This is a genomic window from Variovorax sp. KK3, assembly GCF_001984055.1.
In the GTDB taxonomy this organism is placed as follows: Bacteria; Pseudomonadota; Gammaproteobacteria; order Burkholderiales; family Burkholderiaceae_C; genus Variovorax.
In genome coordinates this window covers 1-20,826 of the sequence record NZ_LYVO01000063.1, presented here as the reverse complement: position 1 = coordinate 20,826, position 20,826 = coordinate 1, and the positions used below count along the sequence as shown (strand labels likewise).

At 67.2% G+C, this 20,826-nt stretch carries 23 protein-coding genes; 15 read left to right on the top strand and 8 right to left on the bottom strand.

The features are described from left to right. Positions 1–17 precede the first annotated feature (17 nt). From B0W80_RS24830 to B0W80_RS24800, 7 genes are all read right to left on the bottom strand, one after another. Positions 18–1,091 (bottom strand): OmpA family protein, encoded by a 1,074-nt coding sequence (locus tag B0W80_RS24830; RefSeq protein ID WP_077001833.1) that lies wholly within the window; start codon positions 1,089–1,091, stop codon positions 18–20. Positions 1,092–1,242: 151 nt separating this feature from the next. After that, on the bottom strand, positions 1,243–1,716 hold the full coding sequence (locus B0W80_RS24825) for a C40 family peptidase (RefSeq protein WP_077001832.1): 474 nt from the start codon (positions 1,714–1,716) through the stop codon (positions 1,243–1,245). 99 nt (positions 1,717–1,815) lie between these two features. After that, on the bottom strand, positions 1,816–2,139 hold the full coding sequence (locus tag B0W80_RS24820) for a chorismate mutase (protein WP_077001831.1): 324 nt from the start codon (positions 2,137–2,139) through the stop codon (positions 1,816–1,818). A gap of 2 nt (positions 2,140–2,141) precedes the next feature. Further along, positions 2,142–3,116 (bottom strand): tripartite tricarboxylate transporter substrate binding protein, encoded by a 975-nt coding sequence (locus tag B0W80_RS24815; RefSeq protein WP_077001830.1) that lies wholly within the window; start codon positions 3,114–3,116, stop codon positions 2,142–2,144. Between the two features lie 38 nt (positions 3,117–3,154). After that, positions 3,155–3,946 (bottom strand): alpha/beta fold hydrolase, encoded by a 792-nt coding sequence (locus B0W80_RS24810; protein ID WP_077001829.1) that lies wholly within the window; start codon positions 3,944–3,946, stop codon positions 3,155–3,157. Next, positions 3,943–4,344 (bottom strand): VOC family protein, encoded by a 402-nt coding sequence (locus B0W80_RS24805; protein ID WP_077001828.1) that lies wholly within the window; start codon positions 4,342–4,344, stop codon positions 3,943–3,945. Before B0W80_RS24805 ends, B0W80_RS24810 begins: the two co-directional genes overlap by 4 nt. Further along, positions 4,341–5,999 (bottom strand): FAD-dependent monooxygenase, encoded by a 1,659-nt coding sequence (locus tag B0W80_RS24800; protein WP_077001827.1) that lies wholly within the window; start codon positions 5,997–5,999, stop codon positions 4,341–4,343. The genes B0W80_RS24805 and B0W80_RS24800 overlap by 4 nt, the downstream gene beginning before the upstream one ends. A 122-nt stretch (positions 6,000–6,121) precedes the next feature. Here B0W80_RS24800 and B0W80_RS24795 point away from each other — a divergent pair, with 122 nt between their 5' ends. The 6 genes from B0W80_RS24795 to B0W80_RS24770 all read left to right on the top strand — a co-directional run bounded on the left by B0W80_RS24795 (position 6,122) and on the right by B0W80_RS24770 (position 12,134). After that, complete coding sequence (locus tag B0W80_RS24795; protein ID WP_077001826.1) at positions 6,122–6,961, top strand: helix-turn-helix domain-containing protein; 840 nt, start codon at positions 6,122–6,124, stop codon at positions 6,959–6,961. 264 nt (positions 6,962–7,225) lie between these two features. Continuing rightward, complete coding sequence (locus B0W80_RS24790) at positions 7,226–8,341, top strand: ABC transporter substrate-binding protein (RefSeq protein WP_256856682.1); 1,116 nt, start codon at positions 7,226–7,228, stop codon at positions 8,339–8,341. Positions 8,342–8,355: 14 nt separating this feature from the next. Beyond that, the gene (locus B0W80_RS24785; protein ID WP_077001824.1) at positions 8,356–9,405 is read left to right on the top strand and encodes an adenosine deaminase; all 1,050 of its coding nucleotides are present in this window, start codon (positions 8,356–8,358) and stop codon (positions 9,403–9,405) included. After that, positions 9,402–10,244 (top strand): ABC transporter ATP-binding protein, encoded by an 843-nt coding sequence (locus tag B0W80_RS24780; RefSeq protein WP_083745613.1) that lies wholly within the window; start codon positions 9,402–9,404, stop codon positions 10,242–10,244. The genes B0W80_RS24785 and B0W80_RS24780 overlap by 4 nt, the downstream gene beginning before the upstream one ends. Further along, the gene (locus B0W80_RS24775; RefSeq protein ID WP_077001823.1) at positions 10,244–11,086 is read left to right on the top strand and encodes an ABC transporter permease; all 843 of its coding nucleotides are present in this window, start codon (positions 10,244–10,246) and stop codon (positions 11,084–11,086) included. The genes B0W80_RS24780 and B0W80_RS24775 overlap by 1 nt, the downstream gene beginning before the upstream one ends. A gap of 31 nt (positions 11,087–11,117) precedes the next feature. Then, positions 11,118–12,134: an isopenicillin N synthase family oxygenase gene (locus B0W80_RS24770; RefSeq protein WP_077001822.1), complete on the top strand. Its 1,017-nt coding sequence runs from the start codon at positions 11,118–11,120 to the stop codon at positions 12,132–12,134. Positions 12,135–12,137: 3 nt separating this feature from the next. Here B0W80_RS24770 and B0W80_RS24765 read toward each other — a convergent pair whose 3' ends face one another. Next, on the bottom strand, positions 12,138–13,079 hold the full coding sequence (locus tag B0W80_RS24765) for a LysR family transcriptional regulator (RefSeq protein ID WP_077001821.1): 942 nt from the start codon (positions 13,077–13,079) through the stop codon (positions 12,138–12,140). Between the two features lie 124 nt (positions 13,080–13,203). Between B0W80_RS24765 and B0W80_RS24760 the strand changes: the two genes are divergently transcribed. The 9 genes from B0W80_RS24760 to B0W80_RS24720 all read left to right on the top strand — a co-directional run. After that, complete coding sequence (locus B0W80_RS24760; protein ID WP_077001820.1) at positions 13,204–14,169, top strand: LysR family transcriptional regulator; 966 nt, start codon at positions 13,204–13,206, stop codon at positions 14,167–14,169. Between the two features lie 132 nt (positions 14,170–14,301). Continuing rightward, positions 14,302–14,853 carry a hypothetical protein gene (locus B0W80_RS24755; protein WP_077001819.1) on the top strand — a complete coding sequence of 184 codons (552 nt, stop codon included), beginning with the start codon at positions 14,302–14,304 and terminating at the stop codon, positions 14,851–14,853. A 14-nt stretch (positions 14,854–14,867) separates the two neighbouring features. Beyond that, a complete protein-coding gene (locus B0W80_RS35655; RefSeq protein ID WP_179107017.1) occupies positions 14,868–15,599 on the top strand; it encodes a dienelactone hydrolase family protein in 732 nt (243 codons plus the stop codon). A 65-nt stretch (positions 15,600–15,664) separates the two neighbouring features. Then, positions 15,665–16,633, top strand: a complete 969-nt coding sequence (locus B0W80_RS24745) for a tripartite tricarboxylate transporter substrate binding protein (RefSeq protein ID WP_077001817.1) — start codon at positions 15,665–15,667, stop codon at positions 16,631–16,633. Between the two features lie 31 nt (positions 16,634–16,664). Then, positions 16,665–17,297, top strand: coding sequence for a cupin domain-containing protein (locus B0W80_RS24740; protein WP_083745610.1), 633 nt, complete (start codon positions 16,665–16,667; stop codon positions 17,295–17,297). A gap of 1 nt (position 17,298) precedes the next feature. Then, positions 17,299–18,219: an NAD-dependent protein deacetylase gene (locus B0W80_RS24735; protein ID WP_256856685.1), complete on the top strand. Its 921-nt coding sequence runs from the start codon at positions 17,299–17,301 to the stop codon at positions 18,217–18,219. A gap of 112 nt (positions 18,220–18,331) precedes the next feature. Then, positions 18,332–19,081 carry a DUF3750 domain-containing protein gene (locus B0W80_RS24730; RefSeq protein WP_218668945.1) on the top strand — a complete coding sequence of 250 codons (750 nt, stop codon included), beginning with the start codon at positions 18,332–18,334 and terminating at the stop codon, positions 19,079–19,081. Positions 19,082–19,239: 158 nt separating this feature from the next. After that, on the top strand, positions 19,240–20,583 hold the full coding sequence (locus tag B0W80_RS24725; protein ID WP_077001813.1) for a C4-dicarboxylate transporter DctA: 1,344 nt from the start codon (positions 19,240–19,242) through the stop codon (positions 20,581–20,583). Positions 20,584–20,597: 14 nt separating this feature from the next. Next, positions 20,598–20,826 (top strand): GntR family transcriptional regulator (locus tag B0W80_RS24720; RefSeq protein WP_143684768.1); only part of this gene is annotated, 229 nt, incomplete at its 3' end.

Here is a 20,826-nt window from a genome sequence, read left to right as displayed (position 1 = left end):
GCGGCTGCTCGTGCCGGTCAGTTCTCGACCAGCTCCACGCGACGATTCTTGGCGCGCCCTTCGTCGGTCTTGTTGGTGGCGACCGGGCTCGCGAACGACACGCCGTGCGGCGCGAGCCGCTCCTTGCCGATGCCACGCTGGACCAGCGAAGCGACCACCGCGGCGGCTCGCCGTTGCGACAGGTCCATGTTCGACGAGAAGCCGCCCACGTTGTCGGTGTGCCCGACGACGATCAGCTTGAGCGCCTTGTTGTCTTTCAGCAGCTTCGATATCTGCTCCAGCGTCGCATCCGATTCCGGTTTCACGTCCGCCTTGTTGAAGTCGAAGAAGATGCCGTAGAGCGCGATGCGGCCGGTGCCGGCGATGGCGCTCGCCATCTCCGATGCCTGCACGGTCACCATCTTCTGCTCGCGCGCCTTGGCCTCGACGATGTCGACCACCGCGACCGTGCGCTCGTTGATGCCGTTGCAGATGCCGTTGCGGTCCGGCGCCACGACGGTGTAGGTCAACACCGAGACGTGCGCGCCGGCGTTGGGCATCTGCGCGGCGAGGTAGCGTTGGTCGCTGATGTACGCGGTCATGGCGCAGTACCCGGTGGACCCGTACTCGGCGGTCACGCGCGACTCCGGGTAGAGGTACATGGCCATGCTCATCTCGCCGCCGCCGCCCGAACTGCCGCGCTTCGGGTCGCCGCCGCAGTCGGCGTCCTTGCATTCGAAGAGCACCTGGCCGCCCTTGCCCTGGATCTCGTCGCGGTAGTTGCGCGACACCTCCAAAGGCGACCGGCCATTCGGCACGACGTACACGAGGCGCGTGTAGGCGCCCTCCAGTGCCTTGCGCTCCTTGGGCTCGTGGAGCCTGTTGTTCATGCGGTCGCGCTTGTCCGGCACCTCCACCAGCGCCGAGACCGGCAACACGAATTCGGCGAAGGCCTTCTGCTCGGTGACGACGATGTACGCGCCCTCGTAGCGCTTGAGCAGGGCGCTGTCTTTCGCGCCTTTCAGGTCGGCCGTGGGCCACGTGGCCTTGGTCATGGCCAGCGCGTTCGCGCCGCCGATCAGCATGAGCAGGGCAAGCAGCAACTTGAGCATCGTCGTCTCCCTCACGGACCTGGCAATGCTGCGAAGCGTAGACCTCTGCGCGCCGCTGCGCTTCCACTCAAAGGCCTATGTCCGACGACCTTCCCACCCACCATCGGTCTATGGGTCGACGAATCGCAGACGGGCGCGTCGCCCGGCACGATCAAGGGCGCCGCACGTCGACGCTCTGCCGCGACCAGTACGGTCCGTCCAACCGGTCCAGCCGCACTTCGCCGCCGGTGGACGGCGCATGCACGAAGCGGTTGTCGCCGACGTAGATGCCGGCGTGTGTCGGCCGCCCGCCGCCGAAGACCACCAGGTCGCCCGTTCGCAATTCATCGCGCCCCACGGCATTGCCGAAGCCGGCAAGCTGGGCCACCGTGCGCGGCGTCGAGAGGCCGACGCTTTCACGGTAGACGTACGCGATCAGACCGCTGCAGTCGAAGCCGCCGTCGACCGTGTTGCCGCCATACCGATACGGCGTGCCGACCAGGCCCACGGCATGGATCGCCACGTCTCGCGACTGGTCTGCGGAGATGCGCGACGGCCGCGAGTCGGGTGTCTTCGATGTCGGTTGACCGGCGCACGCCGCCAGGAAGAGGCAGGTGCAGAGCAGCATGAGACGCAGGGTGGGCATGGGTTGTCATCGTAAGCGCTGATGACGCGGCGAGGCATGATCAACCCGATGTTAGGGAGCGCCGCGTGTCGATACCGTGACGAAGGCATTGCGTTCGACTCACGGACAATCCATTCGGCCCCCTTGCACACAGCCAAGTCGCCTCGCCGTCGCCATGTGGCGGGCAACCACTTCTTCCTTGATCAGCCCGAACAGACCTTGGACGAGCACTCTTGGCAGTCGATGGCGGACGGCCAATGCTTCGAGCAGCTTCTTGCGCCGCCTCTGACGCTGCGGGTCTTCCGGCGGCTCGCCGGTCAGCGCCTTGCAGCGGCCGACGGCATCCGTCAGCGTCAGCCGGTTCGCCAAGAGCGAGCAGAACTGGTCGTCCAGTGCATCGATCTCGGCTCGGAGTTCGGCCAGCGACTTTGCTGGGTCTTCCACGCTCACTCCATCCGGATCCCGAGCGGCGTGATGTCGCGACGCAGGCGGACGATTTCCTTGCTCAACGATTCCCTGAACTGCGACGGCGTGGATGCCAGACGCGTTGTGCCCGGCGATGCACTCAAGGACTTGATGAATGCGGGACTCTGCATCGCCCTGGCCACCTCGCGCTGAATCTTTTCGGCCGTCTCGGGCGGCATGCCGGGCGGACCGAACAAGCCCGACCAGGCCGGGACGTCGACACCGCGCAAGCCCTTTTCATTGAGCGTCGGTACGTCCGGCAATTCTTCGACCCGCTTGTCCCCGGCCAGCGCCAGCGCCCTGGCTTTGCCCTGCTGGATGATCGGCGTGGCGAAGCCCGAGCCCCAGAACAGCATGTCGACGTGTCCCGCCATGAGGTCGTTCATCGGCGTGGCCTTGTAGGGGACGTGTATGAGCTTGATTCCCGCCGCCTTCTCGAAAAGCGCGCCGACCAGGTGCGTCGTGTTGCCGTTGCCGGCCGACGCATAGCTGATCGTGCCGGGCTTCGCCTTGGCTGCCGCGATCAAGTCGTCGAGCGTCTTGTAAGAGGACGCGGCGGGCACCATCAACAGGAAGCCCGCCGTCTCCGTGAGCTGCGAGATCGGGGTGAACCCCGCCTGAGGATCGTAGGGAAGCTTCTCGTACAACACGGCATTGGTCGCATGGCCGCCGGTCGTCATCAGCAGGGCGCTGCCATCGGGCTTCGACTTGTGGACATCCGACGAACCGATGATGCCGCTGGCGCCGGGCTTGTTCTCGATGACGTAGGTGCTCCCATTGATCTCGCGCAACGCGTCGGTGAGCTGGCGCGCCAGCTGATCGGTCGAACTGCCCGCGGCGAAAGGCACGACGACGCGCACGGTCTGCTGCGCCGAGGCATGGAGCGTGGACGACGCGAGCCATGCGCACGCAAGAACCTGGGCCAGCGCGCGGCGCCTAAGGACGGATCTGGACATCGATGACCTCTCGTGGTGGTTGTGAATCGGCAGCCGCGTCATGACGCGTCGGGGCTGTGCGTGAAGTTGGCGATCCGTGCGGCCAGCGCTTCCGGGGCCTGGACGGCGATCGAGTGGCCCACGTCTTCGATGCACGCGAACTGCGCGCGAGGAATGCGGTCTGCCAGCGCCCGCACGACTTCGGTCGGCACCACCCGGTCCTGCCCGCCCGAGACGCACAAGGTCCGCGCCTGGATCAGGGCCGGCGGGAGTCGGTGCACCTCGGCTGCGAGCGCGCCGCGGCGCGACCCGGGCGCCGGCCGCGCGAAGCGCTGTGCGAGCGCCGGATGCCGTGCGACATGCGCCGGGCTGTAGAACATGGCGGCCAACTCCGCCGCCGTGGACGGCAGGCCGTCGCGAAGCCTGCGCATGCGGGCGACGCCTTCCGGGTTCAGGTCTGCGAGTTGCCGGTCCAGCGGCCATGTGTTGACGAGGCAGAGCGTCTCGACACGCTGCGGGCACGCGATGGCCAGGGCCTGCGCGATGCGGCCGCCCAGCGAGGTGCCCATCACCGCGAAGCGCTCGAAGCCCAGGCCGGTCATGAGCTCGGCCGCATCCTGCGCCAGGTCCGGGATGGTGTGCGGCTCCCCGTCGCCTTCGGTTTCTCCGCATTCACGCTGGTCGTAGCGGACCGCGCACAGGACTGAAGGCCCAGGCGCGGCCAGTGCCGATGCCAGGCCGGCAAGACTCTCGCGGTTGGCCTCGGCGCCGTGGATGAGCAGGATCGGCAGGCCGGCACCCTGTCGATCGAAGGCGGTGCGCGCGTGGCGCAGGTTCACGAAGCCGGTCATGGCCTGCCCTCTCCCTCTTCGGCCATGTCGAAGGTCAATTCCAGCTTGAGCCCGAGCGGATCTCGGATGAAGACCTGGTGCAAGCTCCAGCCCGGCACGGGTGCCTCGGTGTAGTCGATGCCTTCGGCAGCCAGCCGGCGCCGTGCCGCAGCAAGGCCGGAGGCTCGGAAGGACACATGGTCCAGCGCGACGGCCTCGGGGCTCGCGGCGCGGCCCGAAGCGTACAGGTGGACCACGGGCTGGCCGCAGGCATAGAGCCAGTAGCCCGGGAATCGCAGCGCCGGGCGGTCCCCCGGCTCGAGGCCCAGGGCTCGGCGGTAGAAGTCGCTCAGTGCGTCGAGCTGCTCGAGTTCGCAACGCAAGGTGAAATGGTGCAGCCCGTGAACGATCGTGTTCATGCGACGCTCCGGACCGTGGCAATTTCATCGCGGCGCAGCAACTGTCGGAAGGCTTGCTCGAGGCTCGCCGCCGGATCGGCCGGCACCCAAGGCATGCGCCACGCGATGTGCCCGTCGGGGCGCACCAGCACCGCACCGTGCAGGCTCATGTCGAGCCCGTCACGCGAATCGACCGTATCGAGCCGCAGGCTGCGTATCGCAACGCCGAGACGCTCGCCCACGTCCCGCGCGACGGCCGCCCAATCGGCCGACAACGGACCGTGCACGATGCAGAAGTCGCGATCGAAGAGGTCGAGCGTCGATCGCTGCCGCGCCAGGTCCAGCCACAGGTGCGGAAAGCGCCCCCCTGGCCGGTCCGAAGGATCGTAGCGGCCGAGCGTCAATCCACGCGACGCCGTTCCGTCCGGGATCAGTGCTCCTTCGTCGTAGGCGAAGCCCAAGCCCAGCCCGATGCTGTGGCTGTGGTGCACGACGTCCTTGATCCAGAACTCGATCGCCTGGAGGTTGCGCGCCTGGAAGGCCTCTTCCATCTTCATGAAGCGCACGGTGTTGCCATGGCTGAAGTTCGCGTTGGCCTGCCCGACCGGCCGGCGCTCCATGTCGTAGGTGTCCAGCAAGGCCACGCCTGCCTGGCCGCGCAACACCATCGCGAGCTTCCATGCGAGGTTGTGCGCATCCTGGATGCCGGTGTTCATGCCGTAGCCGCCGGTCGGCGGAAAGCGGTGCGCGGCGTCGCCGATCAGGAAGGCCCGTCCGCGCGAATAGCGCGCCGCCACCTGCTTGCTGACTCGCCAGACCGAGCGGTTGATGATCTTCACGTCGAGATTCGGAATCCCCGAATGCGCGCGAGCCAGCCGCACGACTTCGGCATCGCTGCGCTGCGGCGGGGTTGCGTCGTTCCCCTCGCCAACCTTGGTCACCGTCAGCCAACGGTCCGCGCCATTCGTGTTGAGCACGCTCGCCGGCGTGACCCAGGGATCGTTGGGCATGATCCGGAAGACGCCCACCTGCCGTACGCTGGGCAGGTGCGACAGGTCGCCTTCCCAGCAATCGTTGTTCATGATGGCCAGGCTCGCCGGACCGGTCATCGCGATATCCATCTGGCGCCGCAGGCCGCTCGCCGCGCCGTCCGCCGCAATGAGGTAGCGCGCGCTCCAACACGATTCGTGGCCGGTCGTGACGTCGCGGGTGAAGGCCCGGATGCGGTCGGGCATTTCTTCGTATCGCAGGAATTCGGTGCCGTGGCACACGCGGCCCCACTTCGAACGCCGCACCACACGGAACAACTCGTCCTCCACGACGTCCTGCGACACGGTGCATTTCCACGCCGGAGTCTGGCCCAGGTCGATCTCGCGTGGGACGCGGCCGTATTCATGCCCGGCGATCGCTTCGACGAACGCGAATCCGTTCGCATCATCGGGCAGACCCCGGGCCTTGACCGCGCGCTCAATGCCCCACTGACGAAACAGCTCCATCGTGCGAACCCAGGCGCCGCGCGCACGCGGGTGGTCGGTCAGCCCGGGATTCCGTTCGACGAGCACGAAGGGGATCTCGAAGCGATCCATCAGCAGGGCCATGGCGAGGCCGGTCGGCCCGCCGCCGACGATGAAGACTTCGGTGGTGTTCGGAGCGGGCGAATCGGATATTGGCTTCATGGCTCGAAATCGCTATGGTGTGGAAGGGTTCCGCGGCGCCTGTCGCCGCCATGAATGAACTGTCCCACTTCAAGTCCCTCGCGCGGTAGCGGGGCCTTGCAAAGAAATGTCGAGATCGGGCCATGTCCAGCACGTCGAATACGTTTCCGAGTCTCGTCGCCTACCGGCAGGCGCTCAACGAACTGGGCGACCGGCGCACAGGCCCCGGTGTGTTGGCGATCTCCGCAGCGAGCATGCCCTCGTTCTCCGGAAGCAACGCGAAGCAGGAAGGCCGGTGGCATCGGCACCATCGTGGCCAACTGATGTCCGTCGCCGACGGACTGCTGCAGGTGCGCACCGAACGAGGCGCCTGGGCGGTGCCGCCACGACGCGCCGCATGGATGCCACCGGGTGAACTGCATGCCGTCAACAGCAACGGCGTCACGCACAGCTGGAACCTCTACTTGTCGCCCGCGGCGAGCAAGGGGCTACCCGGCAAGCCGTGCGTGATCGAAGTCAACGAGCTGATGGACCAGCTCGTGTTCCGCGCAGTGGCCTGGACCTCGCAACCGGCACTGGCGGCGCCGCAGAAGCGCGTCATGTCGGTGCTGCTGGACGAGCTTGCGGGAGCGCCGCACGATCGCATGCAACTGCCCATGCCCCGCGATCGGCGGCTGCACCGGGTCGCAGCGGCCATCCTCGACAACCCGGCGGATTCGCGAACGCGTGAGGATTGGGCCGCATGGGCCGGCCTGTCGGTGCGCACGCTGAGCAGGTTGTTCCAGCAGGAAGTACGGATCAGCTTCGCGCACTGGCGAGAGCAAGCCGTTCTGATGGCCGCCATGGACATGCTCACGCGCGGAACGAGCGTGGCGAGCGTCGCCGATGCGCTCGGCTACTCGACGCCGAGTGCGTTCATCGCCTTGTTCCGCAGGAACTTCGGGGCTTCGCCGGCGCGCTACCTGCGGGGGCAGCAAAACTAGAGATCGAAGAGCGCACGCGGGCCCTCTCGCCTCGCCGAACGCAACGGGTGTCTGCGGCCGCTCGCACCAAATCGAGGCATCGTCTGAGCAACAGCGTGGAATCGCCGGATTGGTGCCGTTCGTGGTGCACGACGCACCATCGAGCGCCACGAACACCATCGATTTATGTTCGATTAATTCGACGGATCGCCGCTGAATATTGAGCGAAAGAGATCAGCAACACGATGCAAACTTCGGCCGATTCGAACTGCCGAGAGCGCATCCATGCCCCATCTTCCTCGCCCTTCCCTCCGTTCGCCGATGCGCCTGCTCGCGGGCCTCGTTCTGGCCGCGGGCCTGGCTTCCGCAGCGGCGGCCCAGACCCCCAAGCCGCTCAAGCCCGTGTCCATCGCGCTCGGCACGCAGGTCGTCAACGTGACCTATCCGTGGCTCACGCTGCCGATCGCGCTGGGCTACTGGAAGGACGACGGCTACGACGTGAAGATCGTGACCACCGGCGGCTCGCTGCAGGGCATCCAGCAGATGATGGCCGGCGGCGTGGACTTCGCGCAGGTCAACTCCACGGGCCTGATCCAGGCGAACACCGAGAACAACGTCGCCGTGCGCGGCATCATGGGCACCGGCGTCATCGACTGGGGCGTGGGCGTCACGGCCGACAGTTCGATCAAGTCGGTCGCCGACCTCAAGGGCAAGAAGATCGGCATCTTCAGCCTGGGCACCGGCGGCGTGCCGCTGCTCAAGGGCTACCTGCGCGCCAACGGCATCAACCCCGACACCGACGTGCAGATCATCGCGACCGGCGCCGGCGCCCCCGCGCTCGAAGCCCTCAAGACAGACCGCGTGCAGGCGCTCATGTTCTGGGGCTCAGCGCTCACCGGCTTCCAGAATGCAGGCGTCCCGATGCGCATCGTGTTCGACCCCGCCTGGCGCGCGTTGCCCGACTTCACGTTCGCGACCATGCAGAAGACGATCGACGCCGACCCCGCCATGGTCGAGGCGATCGCGCGCGGCGCTGCCAAGGCGACGCTGTTCGCGCAGACCAACCCCGACTGCGCGCGCCAGATCCACTGGAAGAACTTCCCCGGCAGCAAGCCCACCGGCGCCGACGAGGCGACGCTCGCGAAGAACGACCTGGCGCTGCTCCAGACCCAGCTCGAAACCATGGCCGCGGCGCACACGATGAACGGCGGCAAGCTGATCGGCGCCATGAGCCCCGCGGCCTACGGCCGGATGCAGGACTTCATGCTCAAGGACGGCACCATCAAGCGCACGCTGCCGCCCGAGTCGATGCTGTACCTGAAGCCCGGCTTCGTCGAGGCCATCAACAACTTCGACCGCAACGCCGTGATCGCCGCGGCCAAGGCCTGCAAGGGCCTCTGAACCAGACACTCGACATGACGCCCGAACAGTTCGTGGCCGGCCTGCCCAAGGCCGAGCTGCACATGCACCTGGAAGGCTCGATCGAGCCTGACCTCTTCCTGCGCCTGGCGCGCCGCAACGGCGTCGACATCCGCTGGAGCACCGAAGCAGAGCTCCGCGCGGCCTACAGCTTCGACGACCTGCAGGACTTCCTGAACCTGTACTACGACGGCTGCAGGGTACTGGTGCAGTCGCAGGACTTCCACGACGTCACGCGCGAATACCTCCACCGCGCGCATGCCGACCGCGTGCTGCATGCCGAGATGTTTCTCGGCGTGCAGGGTCACACCACGCGCGGCGTCGCTCCCGCCACCATCATGGATGGCGTGCTGGGCGCCATGGACGAGGCCTTGGCGGAGGACGGCATCAGCTCCGGCCTCATCGTCGTCGCGCAGCGCCACCGCAGCGAGGCCGAGGCGCTCGAACTGCTGGACTCGCTGGCACCCTGGTACGACCGCCTCATGGGCTTCGGCCTGGGCGGTGCCGAGGTCGGCCATCCGCCCCGCAAGTTCGCCGAGTTCTTCCGCCGCTGCCGCGCGCTCGGCTTCAAGGTGGTCGCCCATGCGGGCGAGGAAGGGCCCGCCGGCTACGTGCGCGAGGCGGTCGAGCTTCTGCAGGTGCAGCGCGTGGACCACGGCAACGCCTGCGTGGACGACGCGGCGCTCGTCGCCGAACTGGCACAGAGCCGCATTCCGCTGACGATGTGCCCGCTGTCGAACCTGCGCCTCCACGTGGTGCCATCGGTGGCCGCGCATCCCCTCAAGCGCCTGCTCGACGCGGGACTGTGCGTGACCGTCAACTCCGACGACCCCTCGTATTTCGGCGGCTACGTCAACGACAACTACCTGGCCTGCCAGGTAGCGCTCGGGCTGGAGCGTGCCGACCTCGTACGCCTCGCGCGCAACAGCTTCGAGGCGGCTTTCATCAGCGAGGAGCGCAGGGCCTTCGCGTTGCGCGCCATCGATGCATGGTCGGCAGAAGCAGAAGCAGAGGTACAGGGCGCTGCACGGGCGGAGGCGACATGAACGCACGCGCCGCGCTTCAGGTCGTGACGGGCGGGGAAGGCCACCGGCTGCACGCCGACCCGTCTTCGCCACCGGCCTTCCGCTTCGAGGGCCTGCACAAGACCTTCAAGTCCAAGGACGGCGCCGACGTGGTCGCGCTGCACGACGTGAGCTTCAGCGTGGGCCGGGGCGAGTTCGTGACCGTGGTCGGCCCGAGCGGTTGCGGCAAGAGCACGCTGCTGCGCATCCTGGCCGGGCTCGAGCGTGCGAGCCGCGGCCTGGTCGAGCTGGAAGGCAAGCGACACGCCGGCCCCAGCCGCCACATCGGCGTGGTCTTCCAGGCGCCGGTGCTGCTGCCCTGGCGCAACGTGCTCGACAACGTGCTCGTTCCGGCGCAGATCCAGAACCGAGATGCCAAGGTCGCACGCGAGCGGGCGATGCACTACCTTCAACTCGTGGGCCTTGCGGGCTTCGAGACCAAGTACCCCGGCGAGCTCTCCGGCGGCATGCAGCAGCGCGTGGGCATCGCGCGCGCCCTGGTCAACGACCCGCTTCTCCTGCTCATGGACGAGCCCTTCGGCGCGCTCGACGCCATGACGCGCGAGACCATGAACGTCGAGCTGCTCAAGCTGCGTGAGCGCACCGGCGCCACGATCATGCTGGTCACGCACAGCATTCCCGAGGCGGTGTTCCTCGGCGATCGGGTCGTCGTGATGTCGCCCCGCCCGGGCCGCGTGACGCAGGTGATCGACGTCGACCTGCCGGCCAGGCGCACGCTCGACCTGATCAACACGGAGCGGTTCGGCAGCTACGTGTCCGGCATCCGCACCAACCTCAATGCCAGCGGAGGGCTCGACTGATGGCCGCCATCGCCGAAGACATCCAAACCATCGACACCACCGCCGAAGAGCCGGGGCACTGGCTCACGCCCGGTCGGCGCCGGATGCTGATCGTCGCCGTGTTCGCGTTCGTCATGGTGGCATGGCACGTGGCCGTGACCGCGTTCGACGTCTCTCACCTGATCTTTCCCGGGCCCGTCGGCGTGGGCAAGTCGCTTCATGCCGTCTTCGCCAGCGGCGAGGTGTGGCCGCACCTGGGCATCACGCTCTACGAAATCCTGGCGGGCTTCGGGCTCGGGGCGCTGGCCGGCTTCCTGCTGGGCGCGATGATCGGCCAGAGCGCGCTGCTCGAAGCCGTGCTCTATCCGTACGTGGTCGCCTTCCAGACGGTGCCCAAGGTTGCGATCGCGCCGCTCTTCGTGCTCTGGTTCGGCTTCGACACGACGTCGAAGGTGGTCATCACCGCCACCATCGTGTTCTTCCCGGTGCTGGCCAACACCATCGTGGGCCTGCGATCGGCGCCGCGCGACCAGATCGACCTGATGCGTGCCTTCACCGCATCGCCCTGGCACGTGTTCCGGATGGTGCGGCTGCCGCATGCGCTGCCGTACGTCTTCGCCGGCCTCGACATCGGCATCGTGCTGGCCGTCATCGGCGCGATCGTCGGCGAATTCGTGGGGGCGCAGGCGGGCCTGGGCTACCTCATCCTGCAGCGCAACTTCTCGATGGATGCCGGCGGCATGTTCGCCATCCTGATCATCCTGTCGGCCATCGGGATCGTGCTGCACGCGATCGTGAAGTCGATCGCGCGGCGCGTGATCTTCTGGGCCGACGCCTTCACCGATCTTTCCCGCGGCACCTGAGCCGGTTCCAAGCACTCCAAGGAGATACGACATGAACATCACGGAACAAGCAGTCGAGGCCCCACGCCGGGCCTCTGCCGAAGAAATGCCGATCCTCGACCTCGGCCCCTGGCTGGCCGGTGGCCCCGTCGGCCCCTTGGTCGAGCGGTTCAAGTCCGCCTGCACCAACACCGGCTTCTTCTACGTCAAGAACCACGGCGTGCCGCAGCAGGTCATCGACGACGTGTTCGACGCCACCCGGCGCTACATGTCGCTGCCGATGGAGGAACGCCTCCAGGACAAGATCGACGAGCGCTTCCGGCGCGGCTTCATGCCGATGGGCGTGACGCAGCATCCCGGCCACAAGCCCGATCGCAAGGAGAGCTACGAGCTGGGCATGGACCTGGCGCTCGACGACGCGGACGTGCAGTCCGGCCGCCCGCTGCACGGGCCCAACCGCTGGCCCGCCGACAAGCCGTGGCTGGAGCAAGCGGCCATGACCTACTTCAACGCGACCATCGAACTGGGCCGCAACCTGCTGCGGGTGTTCGCGCTGGCCACCGGGCAGGACGAATCCTTCTTCCTTCAATACGCGAAGAAGCCGATGGTGCAATCGCGGCTCTTCCACTACCCGCCGCAGGAGTCCTTCACCAATCTCGAGCTAGGCGCGGCGGCGCACACCGACTACGGCATGATCACGCTGCTCACGCAGGACCCGATCGGTGGGCTGGAGCTCTGCACGCGCGACGGCGAATGGGTGGCGGCGCCCTACGTCGAAGGCACCTTCGTCGTCAATCTCGGCGACCTGGTCAAGGTCTGGACCAATGGCTTCTACGTGTCCAACCCGCACCGCGTGGCCAACCGCACTGGCCGCGAGCGCTACTCGATTCCCACCTTCTTCAATCTCGACTACGACACGCCGGTGCGCTGCCTGCCGGGCTTCGAGCCCAAGGATGGCACGGCCCCCAAGCACGCGCCCATCAAGTCGGGCGAGTACCTGGTGAGCCGCTTCGCGGCGGTGCAGAAGTACAAGACACCGGCCGAGCTCGCGGCCGAGGCCGAGGCCTGAACCTCAGCGGCCGCCCTGCGCGGCCTGCGCACGTGCCTCGGCGTCCTCGAGCACGAGCAGGAGTTCCGCCAGGAAGGTCTCGACCGGAAGCGGCAGGTTGCGCCCCCGGTGCACGCTCAATGCGAAGCGCTGCGGGCGTGCGCGCGGGTCCTTCAGCGGCACGTAGGAGCCCGCGCGCGGCTTGGCCTTCGGATCTTCGAGCGGCGTCGTCGTGAAGGTGAGGCACATGCCCTCGGCAGCCACGTTGCGCATGAGTTCGTAGGAGTTGGTTTCCAGCGCGACGCGCGGCCGGATCTTCGCCTTGGACAGCATCTCGTCGAACTGGCGCTTGGCCCACAGCGTGGAGTCGAGCAGCGACAGGCCGTACTCGGCGCAATCGGAGAGCCGCAACGACTTCCGCCCCTCCAAGGGATGGCCCTTGGGCACCAGGACGAAGAGCGGCAGCAGGCGCGAATGGACGATCGTCAGGTCCTGCTGCGGAACGTCGCCGAAGGTGAAGCAGGCGTCGATCTCGTCCTCGAGCAGCAGCTCGGTCAGCCGTGGGCTGCCGGCGACATGCACGCTGAACGAGATGCCCGGATAGTCTTTCGAGAAGCGCGAGAAGAAGCCCGGCATCAGGTCGCGCGTCAGCGACTCGGGCATGCCGAACTTGACGTGGCCACGCTTGAGCCCCTGCAGGGCCTCCAGCTCGGCATGCATGCGCCGCGACTCGTTGCCGATGTTCTTGTAGTAGCGCATCAGCAGTTCGCCTGCCGCCGTGAGCTTGACCTTCCCGCGGCCCTGGCGGCGCTCGAGCAGCGGCGCGCCCAAGGAGTCCTCCAGCATGGCCACTTGCCGGCTGATGGCCGACGCAGCGACGTAAAGGCTTTCGGATGCCGCCCTGATCGAGCCGGTGCGCGCAACCTCGGCGAAGTAGTGCAGCGAGGTCGTGGAGACGAGTTTCAAGCAGGGGCTCCGAACGTGTTCAGGCCTCGACACTCAGCGGGTGGGCCTGCCGCCGCCGGCCGAAGAAGGATGCCGCTGCGTTCGTCGAATGTAGCATTGGCTCGAATCTGGTTTCGCTCCCACCATGACATCGAACCGCATCGTCGACCTGCATCTTCTGGCCTGCCTGGACGCCCTGCTGCAGGAGAAGCAGGTCACGCGCGCCGCGGAGAAGATGAACATGAGCCAGCCCGGCATGAGCAACGCGCTCGCGCGGTTGCGGCAGAAGCTGCAAGACCCTCTGCTGGTGCGAACCTCGCAGGGCATGGTGCCGACGGAGCGCGCCCTGCAATTGCAGACCTCGGTGCGCGCAGCGCTGCGCCATGTCGATGCCGCGCTGGAATCGCAGGCGACGTTCGACCCGGCCAAGGCACGCAACACCTTCAAGATCGCCATGTCCGACTACGTGTCGATGCTGTTCATGCCGTCGATCATGAACGCCCTCGTGCGCGAAGCGCCCGGCGTGCACGTCGAGATCGGCCCCTCGGATGCGCTGCGCCTGCGCGAGCGATTCGAGGAAGACGGCTTCAATCTCTGCATCGGCTACTACGCCGACATGCCCGAAGGATTGCATGTCAGCGACATCTTCACGGACTCGGTGTCGTGCATCGCGCGGGCAGGCCATCCCATGGTCCGCGGCAAGATCTCGCTGGACGACTACGCGAGCCTGCCTCACATCCTGATGGTGGGCGGAACGCACACCACCACGCTCGAATCGCGCACCGAAGAAGCGCTGCGGCGTGCCGGCGGGCGTGCCCGCAACGTCGTCTTGTGGATGCCCAACCTCGTGACCATTCCGCTGCTCGTCGCCGGCAGCGATCTGATCGCCACCGTGCCGACGGAGATCGCGATGCGCAGCGAGGCGCGGCTCGGCCTGCAGGTGCTGCCGGCGCCGTTCGCGGCACCCGAACTGCGGCTCTCGATGGTGTGGCACGAGCTGACCCATCACGATGCCGCGCACCGCTGGCTGCGGCAGAAGTTTCGCGATGTCGCCGGCGGCCTGACGCCGGCGGCACGCGCGTCCGCAAAGTCGCGCAAGAGCGCGCGCTGAGTCCGGCGCCCGCCACGTTCCGATCGACGCACATACGGCGCATCCGGCGCATCAATGGGCACATCACGCGCCGGACATGGCGATGGAAGGCGGCGCCTGCGCAGAATTCGCCGCAAGCCAGGAGACAAAGACATGACCATTCCCGTGATCAAGCCGTCGCGCGACGACATCCTCCGATGCGTCGTTCACTTCGACGACATGCCGCGCATCGACGGCGGTTTGCCCGATGCCGACCTGCCCGGCTATCGTCGCAGCTTCATGAACATCATGGGCTTCAAGCCACCCGAGGACGAAGGCGGTGGACGCGTCTCCCCCGTTCCTTCGAGCCTGCGCGCGGCCATCACGCATCTGCAGACCGGCTTCGGCATGGCGATGGTGGAAGCCGAGCCCGACAACGGCGTGATGATGCACGTGCACGACACCAACGAGACCTTCATGGTGCTGGAGGGCCGGTGGCGCATGACCTGGGAAGGCGACCAGGGCAACGACTCGATCGAGATGGGCCGCTACGACGTGATCGCGTTTCCGCCGCACGTGCAGCGCCAGTTCCATTGCATCGAGGCGGGCCACGGCAGGACGAAGGGCCTGCTGCTGGGCGTCATCGGCGGCGACCAGCCGAGCGCCGAATACTCGCCGGAAGCCGTGCAGGTGATGATCGCGGCGGGCAAGCTGCAGCCGCAGTGAACGGCGAGGCGACGATGCGTTGGAGCCGTGAAGACAGCGACGAATGGGGCGTGGTGACGCGCGAGTTCAGCGTCGACCGTGAGGGGCATGCGGTGCCGGCCAACCTGTGGACGCCCGTGAACGCGCGAGAGCCGCGGCCGCTGGTGCTGATCGGCCACGGCGGCTCGCAATCGAAGGACGCGCCCGGCATTCAGGACCTGGCTTCGCGCCTCGTGCGCGCGCACGGCTTCGTGGCTGCGGCGATCGACGGCCCGATCCACGGCAGCCGCCGATCCGATGGCCTGATCGGGCCGGCGATGCAGCAGGCGTTTCGCGACCTGTGGGCGGTCGACACGCGCATCGACTTCATGGTCGCCGAGTGGCGCGCCGCCATCGATGCACTCGCGCGCATGGAATGCGTCGATGCGCGTGCCATCGGCTGGTGGGGCGTGTCCATGGGCACGGCGTACGGGCTGCCGCTGATCGCACAGGAGCCGCGCATCCGCGCCGCACTGCTGGGCATGTGGGGCTCCGACTACGTCAACAGCGAGCGTCTCGTCGCCGATGCGCCGGCCGTGCGCTGCCCGGTGCTGTACCAGGTCAAGTGGGACGACCAGTTCTTCCGACGCGAGGGGCAGCTGGACCTGTTCGATCGCCTCGGCAGTGCCGAGAAATGGTGCAAGGTCTACATGGGCGCACACACACCCGTCGAAGGCGAGCAGCTCAACGACGGACTCGACTTTCTCGCGCGGCGATTGCAGGGGTAGCTTGCGGGCGCCTTGCCGCTTTCCGCTTTCGCTTTCCGCAGCCAGACAGAACAACCGGAGACACGATGAACAAGACATTTCTCAGGCGCTGCCTGGCGCACCTGCTCGCCCTGACCTCTGCGTTGGCGGCTTCATCCGCCATCGCGCAGCAAGTCGCGTCGGGCCCCATCAAGTTCGTCGTGCCCTTCCCGCCGGGCACGACCATCGACGTGCTGGCGCGCGACCTGAGCGCCAAGCTGCCCGCCGTGCTCGGCCGGCCGATCGTGGTGGAGAACCGCGCCGGCGCCGGGGGCAACATCGGCACCGAGTACGCGCTCGGCCAGCCCGCCGATGGCAGCACCTTCCTCGTCACGGTGCACAGCCCGTTGACGATCAACCCGCTGATCTACGAGAAGCTCCGGTACTCGCCGAACGACTTCATCCCGGTGACCAACCTGATCACCGGCGGCTACATCCTGGTCGCGAACAACAACACGCCCTACAAGTCGTTGGCGGAACTCGTGGCGGCGGGCAAGGCGCGGCCCGACCAGGTCACCTTCGCGTCCCACGGCTACGGCAGCATGACGCACATCTGCATGGAACAACTGCAGGCCACCACGGGCGCGCGCTTCCGCCACGTGCCCTACAAGAACTTGTACGCGGGCGACATGATGGCCGGCGTCGTCGACATGGGCTTCGACAACATCGGCTCCACGACACCCAACGTCAACGCGAAAAAGCTCGTGCCTCTGGCCCTGTCGTACAAGCGGATGCCGCAGCTGCCCGGCGTTCCGGCCGTGGCCGAGTCGTACGCGGGCTACGAATGCTTCTCCTGGGTCGGCGTGCTCGCGCCCAAGGGCACGCCTGCGGCCGCCGTGCGCCAGATGAATTTGGAGATCAACAAGATCATGGCCACGCCCGCGTTCGCGACGCTCGCGGACACCCTGGGCACGCACCTGGCGCCGACCACCGTCGAGCAATTCACCGAGTTCTACAAGGCCGACATCGAGAAGTGGCGCAAGCTGGTCCCGCCCTTGAACATCAAGCTGGACTGATCCGTTTCCATTCACCACCAAGCAGGCAAAGATGAAGACTCACACCCCGAGCCCGACGGAAATGATGACGCGGGTCGCACGGTTCAAGGACTTGAAGCCGGTCAAGGAGCAGTTCATGAAGGGCGATGGCATTCCCGCCGGCGCCTACGCCGCGATCGCGGCCGACAGGACGTTCATCCTGATGGGCCCCAAAGGCCTCTTGAGCGCTACCGGCGAAGACCCGCCCGTGATCGGTGGCGACGGTGGCGACACGTACACGATCAACATCGCCACCTGTCCGCCCGGCAACGGTTCGCCATTGCACGCCCACCACTACACGCACGAGACCTTCTTCTGCCTGAACGGGCGCTTCGAGGTCCGGTGGGGTGACGAGGGAGAACATCACATCTTCCTGGAGCCCTTCGACATGATCGCGGTGCCGCCCGGCGTGGTGCGCAACTTCACCAACGTCTCGAACACCGAGGCGAGCCTGCTGGTGACGATCCAGGGCGACCGCGACCGGTTTCGCGACGTCGACAACATCCCGTCCGTCGCGGAGCGCGTGGAGCGGGACTTCGGCACGGAGGTGCGTCGCAAGCTCGAGGCCAAGGGCCTGACCTTCACCGCCGGGCTCGACGTCGCGCTGCCGATCGACAACGGCAGCACGACGGGCGTGGCTTGCTGACATACCGTCCACCTCGGCCCCGCATCGGAGGCACTCGGCCTGCGGGGCAGCGTCGGCAGCCGTATGCTCGACGGCCATGGACGTCTACACCTCGCTGGCCGACTTCGCGAAGCGCCATCCCCGCCTGTTCGTACTGACAGGCGCTGGGTGCAGCACCGATTCCGGCATCCCCGACTACCGCGACATCAACGGCGACTGGAAGCGTCCTGCGCCAGTGACCTTCCAGGCCTTCACCGGCGACGAGCTGACACGACGTCGCTACTGGGCACGCAGCCTCGTGGGCTGGCCGACCATGGCGACAGCGCAGCCGGGCGCCTCGCACCGCGCGCTGGCCCGCCTGGAGGCTTCGGGCCGCGTGAGTCAGCTGCTGACGCAGAACGTCGACGGCCTGCACGACGCCGCCGGCAGCCGCAAGACCATCGACCTGCACGGCCGCATCGACACCGTGCGCTGCCTCGGCTGCGAGACGCGCACACCACGTGCCGACATGCAGCTGTCGCTGCGCGCGCGCAACCCCGCGTGGGCCGCACTGGAAGCGCGCACTGCGCCGGACGGCGATGCCGACGTCGAAGGGCAGGATTTCGCCGCCTTCGACGTGCCGGCCTGCTCGACCTGCGGCGGCATGCTGAAGCCCGACGTCGTGTTCTTCGGCGAGGGCGTGCCGCGCGAGCGCGTGCAAGCTGCCTTCGCGGCGCTGGGCGAAGCCGATGCCGTGTTGGTAGCGGGTTCGTCGCTCATGGTGTATTCGGGCTTCCGGTTCGTGCAGGCGGCTGTGGCGGCGGGCAAGCCGGTGGCGGCGGTCAACCTCGGACGCACGCGGGCGGACGGCTTGTTGGCGCTGAAGGTGGCGCAGCCGGTTGGCGATGCGTTGACGGCTCTCGCGGATCGGCTCGACGCCACGGAAAGCTGCTTCCCCAGCTGAGCGTTGTGTCAACGCCCCCGCGCATACTGGCAGGATGACAAAACCTTCATCTTCGGACCCTGTCCGGAGGCGCTTGCCGCGCTGGGCGCGCTGGTCGCGAATGCTTCTTGCCTTGCTCGCCTTGTTGATGCTGGGCCCCATCGGTGTCCTCGCGTCCGGCAAGCTGGACCTGGACACCCCTTGGTACATGACGAGTCGCCAGAGCACCAGGCAGGCGCCCAGCCCTGCGCAAGAAAGCGGTGCGGTCGTGCAGGTCTACGGTGCTCGCATCGTGCGATGGCGGGGCGCCTTCGGCATCCATCCCTGGATCGCGGTCAAGCGCGCCGGCGCGGCGCACTACACCACGTACCACATCGTCGGATGGCGGGCCCGCCGCGGCGGCGATGCCTTGGTCACCAGCGAAGTCGATGCCCCGGACGTTCAATGGTTCGGCGCCGATCCGCAGTTGCTGGCGGACCATCGCGGCGCCCATGCAGAGGCGTTGATCGACCAGATCGAAACTGCAGTGGCGGCTTATCCCTGGCGCGACTCGTACCGGCTCTGGCCCGGCCCCAACAGCAACACGTTCGTGGCCTGGGTGGCTCGCCAAGTGCCTGGCCTGCGCCTGGACCTGCCGCCCACCGCCATCGGCAAGGACTACCTCGGACCGACCACCTTCATCGACCATGCACCCAGCGGCACCGGCTGGCAACTGTCCTTGCTGGGCCTGGCCGGCGTCACGGTGGCACGCGACGAGGGCCTGGAACTCAATCTTCTGGGCCTGGCGTTCGGCATCGACGTCGACGACATGACGCTGCGGGTGCCGGGCTTCGGCAGGGTGCCCCAGCCGCGGACGACGCCGCTTCTCGAGCCTGAAGGCTGAAACCGCTCTGAAACGGCAGCCGGCCGAGACGGCGTTCGACCGATACGCGCCCCTCCCCCCAGGAAAACCCGCACAGAAAAATCCCGAATCTTGCCTACATTGCTTGTATGCAAGATGAATCGCGTCTTGCATGCAACCCTCACCACGGAGATTCGAGGATGCCCAAGTTCGCAAAATCCCTCTTCGGTCAGGTCGTCATCGCGCTGGTTCTGGGCGTGATGGCGGGCCTGTTCTTCCCCGAGTTCGCCGCCAAGCTCAAGCCGCTGGGCGACGGATTCATCAAGCTGATCAAGATGATCATCCCGGTGCTGGTCTTCTGCGTGGTGGTGCATGGCATCGCCGGCGCAGGCGACCTGAAGCGCGTGGGGCGCGTCGGCGTGAAGTCGCTGATCTACTTCGAGGTGCTCACCACCGTCGCGCTGGCCATGGGCCTGGTGCTGGCCTTCGTGTTCAAGCCCGGCGTAGGCATGAACGTCGACCCCGGCACGCTCGACGCCTCGGCCATGAGCGCCTACGCCTCCAACGCCGACAAGCTGACCAGCGGCGGCACGGTCGAGTTCTTGATGAAGCTGATCCCGACCACGGTGGTCAACGCCTTCGCGACCGGCGACGTGCTGCAGGTGCTGCTGTTCGCAGTGCTGTTCGGCTGTGCACTGGCGCTGCTGGGCGACCGCGGCAAGCCGGTGGCCGTGGTCATCGACGCGATGTCGCTGGTGCTGTTCAAGATCATGGGCATCATCATCAAGCTGGCACCGCTGGGCGTGCTGGGCGCCATCGCCTTCACGGTGGGCAAGTACGGCATCGGCTCGCTCAAGCAGCTGGGCATGCTGGTGGCGCTGTTCTACGTGTCGGTGCTCATCTTCGTGTTCGTGGTGCTGGGCTTCGTCATGAAGCTCTCGGGCTTCAGCCTGATCAAGCTGCTGCGCTACCTGCGCGAAGAGCTGACCATCGTCTTCGCCACCACCTCGTCCGACAGCGTGCTGCCGCAGATCATGGCCAAGCTGCGCAACATGGGCATCCGCGATTCGACGGTGGGCCTGGTGATCCCGACCGGCTACTCCTTCAACCTCGACGCCTTCTCGATCTACATCACGCTGGCGGCCGTGTTCATCGCGCAGGCGACCAACACGCCGATCACGATGTCGGACCTGCTGACCATCCTGGCGATCGCGCTGGTCACCTCAAAGGGCGCGCACGGCGTGCCGGGATCGGCCATCGTGGTGCTGGCCGCCACGCTGCATGCGATTCCGGCCATTCCCGCGATCGGGCTGGTGCTGGTGCTGTCGGTCGACTGGTTCATGGGCATCGCCCGCGCACTGGGCAACCTGATCGGCAACTGCGTGGCCACCGTCGCCATCGCAGCCTGGGAAGGCGACATCGACCGCGAGCGGGCCCATGCGGTGTTGAACGGCACCCACTCGCCCGAAGACGAGCCGCTGGCAGAGCCGGATTCGCCGGTGGCCGCCGCCCACGCGACGCGCACGGCCCATCCGGCACACTAACGGGCTTTAGCCCCATGCCCGAAGTCACCCCCACCACCATCGCCGAGCGCGTGGTCGAAGCCATCCTCGCGCAGAAGCTCGCCCCCGGCGAGCGGCTCGGCGAACAGCAGCTGGCCGAGAACTTCGGCGTGAGCCGCACCATGGTGCGCGAGGCGCTGATGCAGCTGCAGGCGCGGGGCTTCGTGGCGGTGCAGTCGCGGCGCGGCTGGTTCGTGGTGGAGCCCTCGGCCGAGGAAGCGCGCG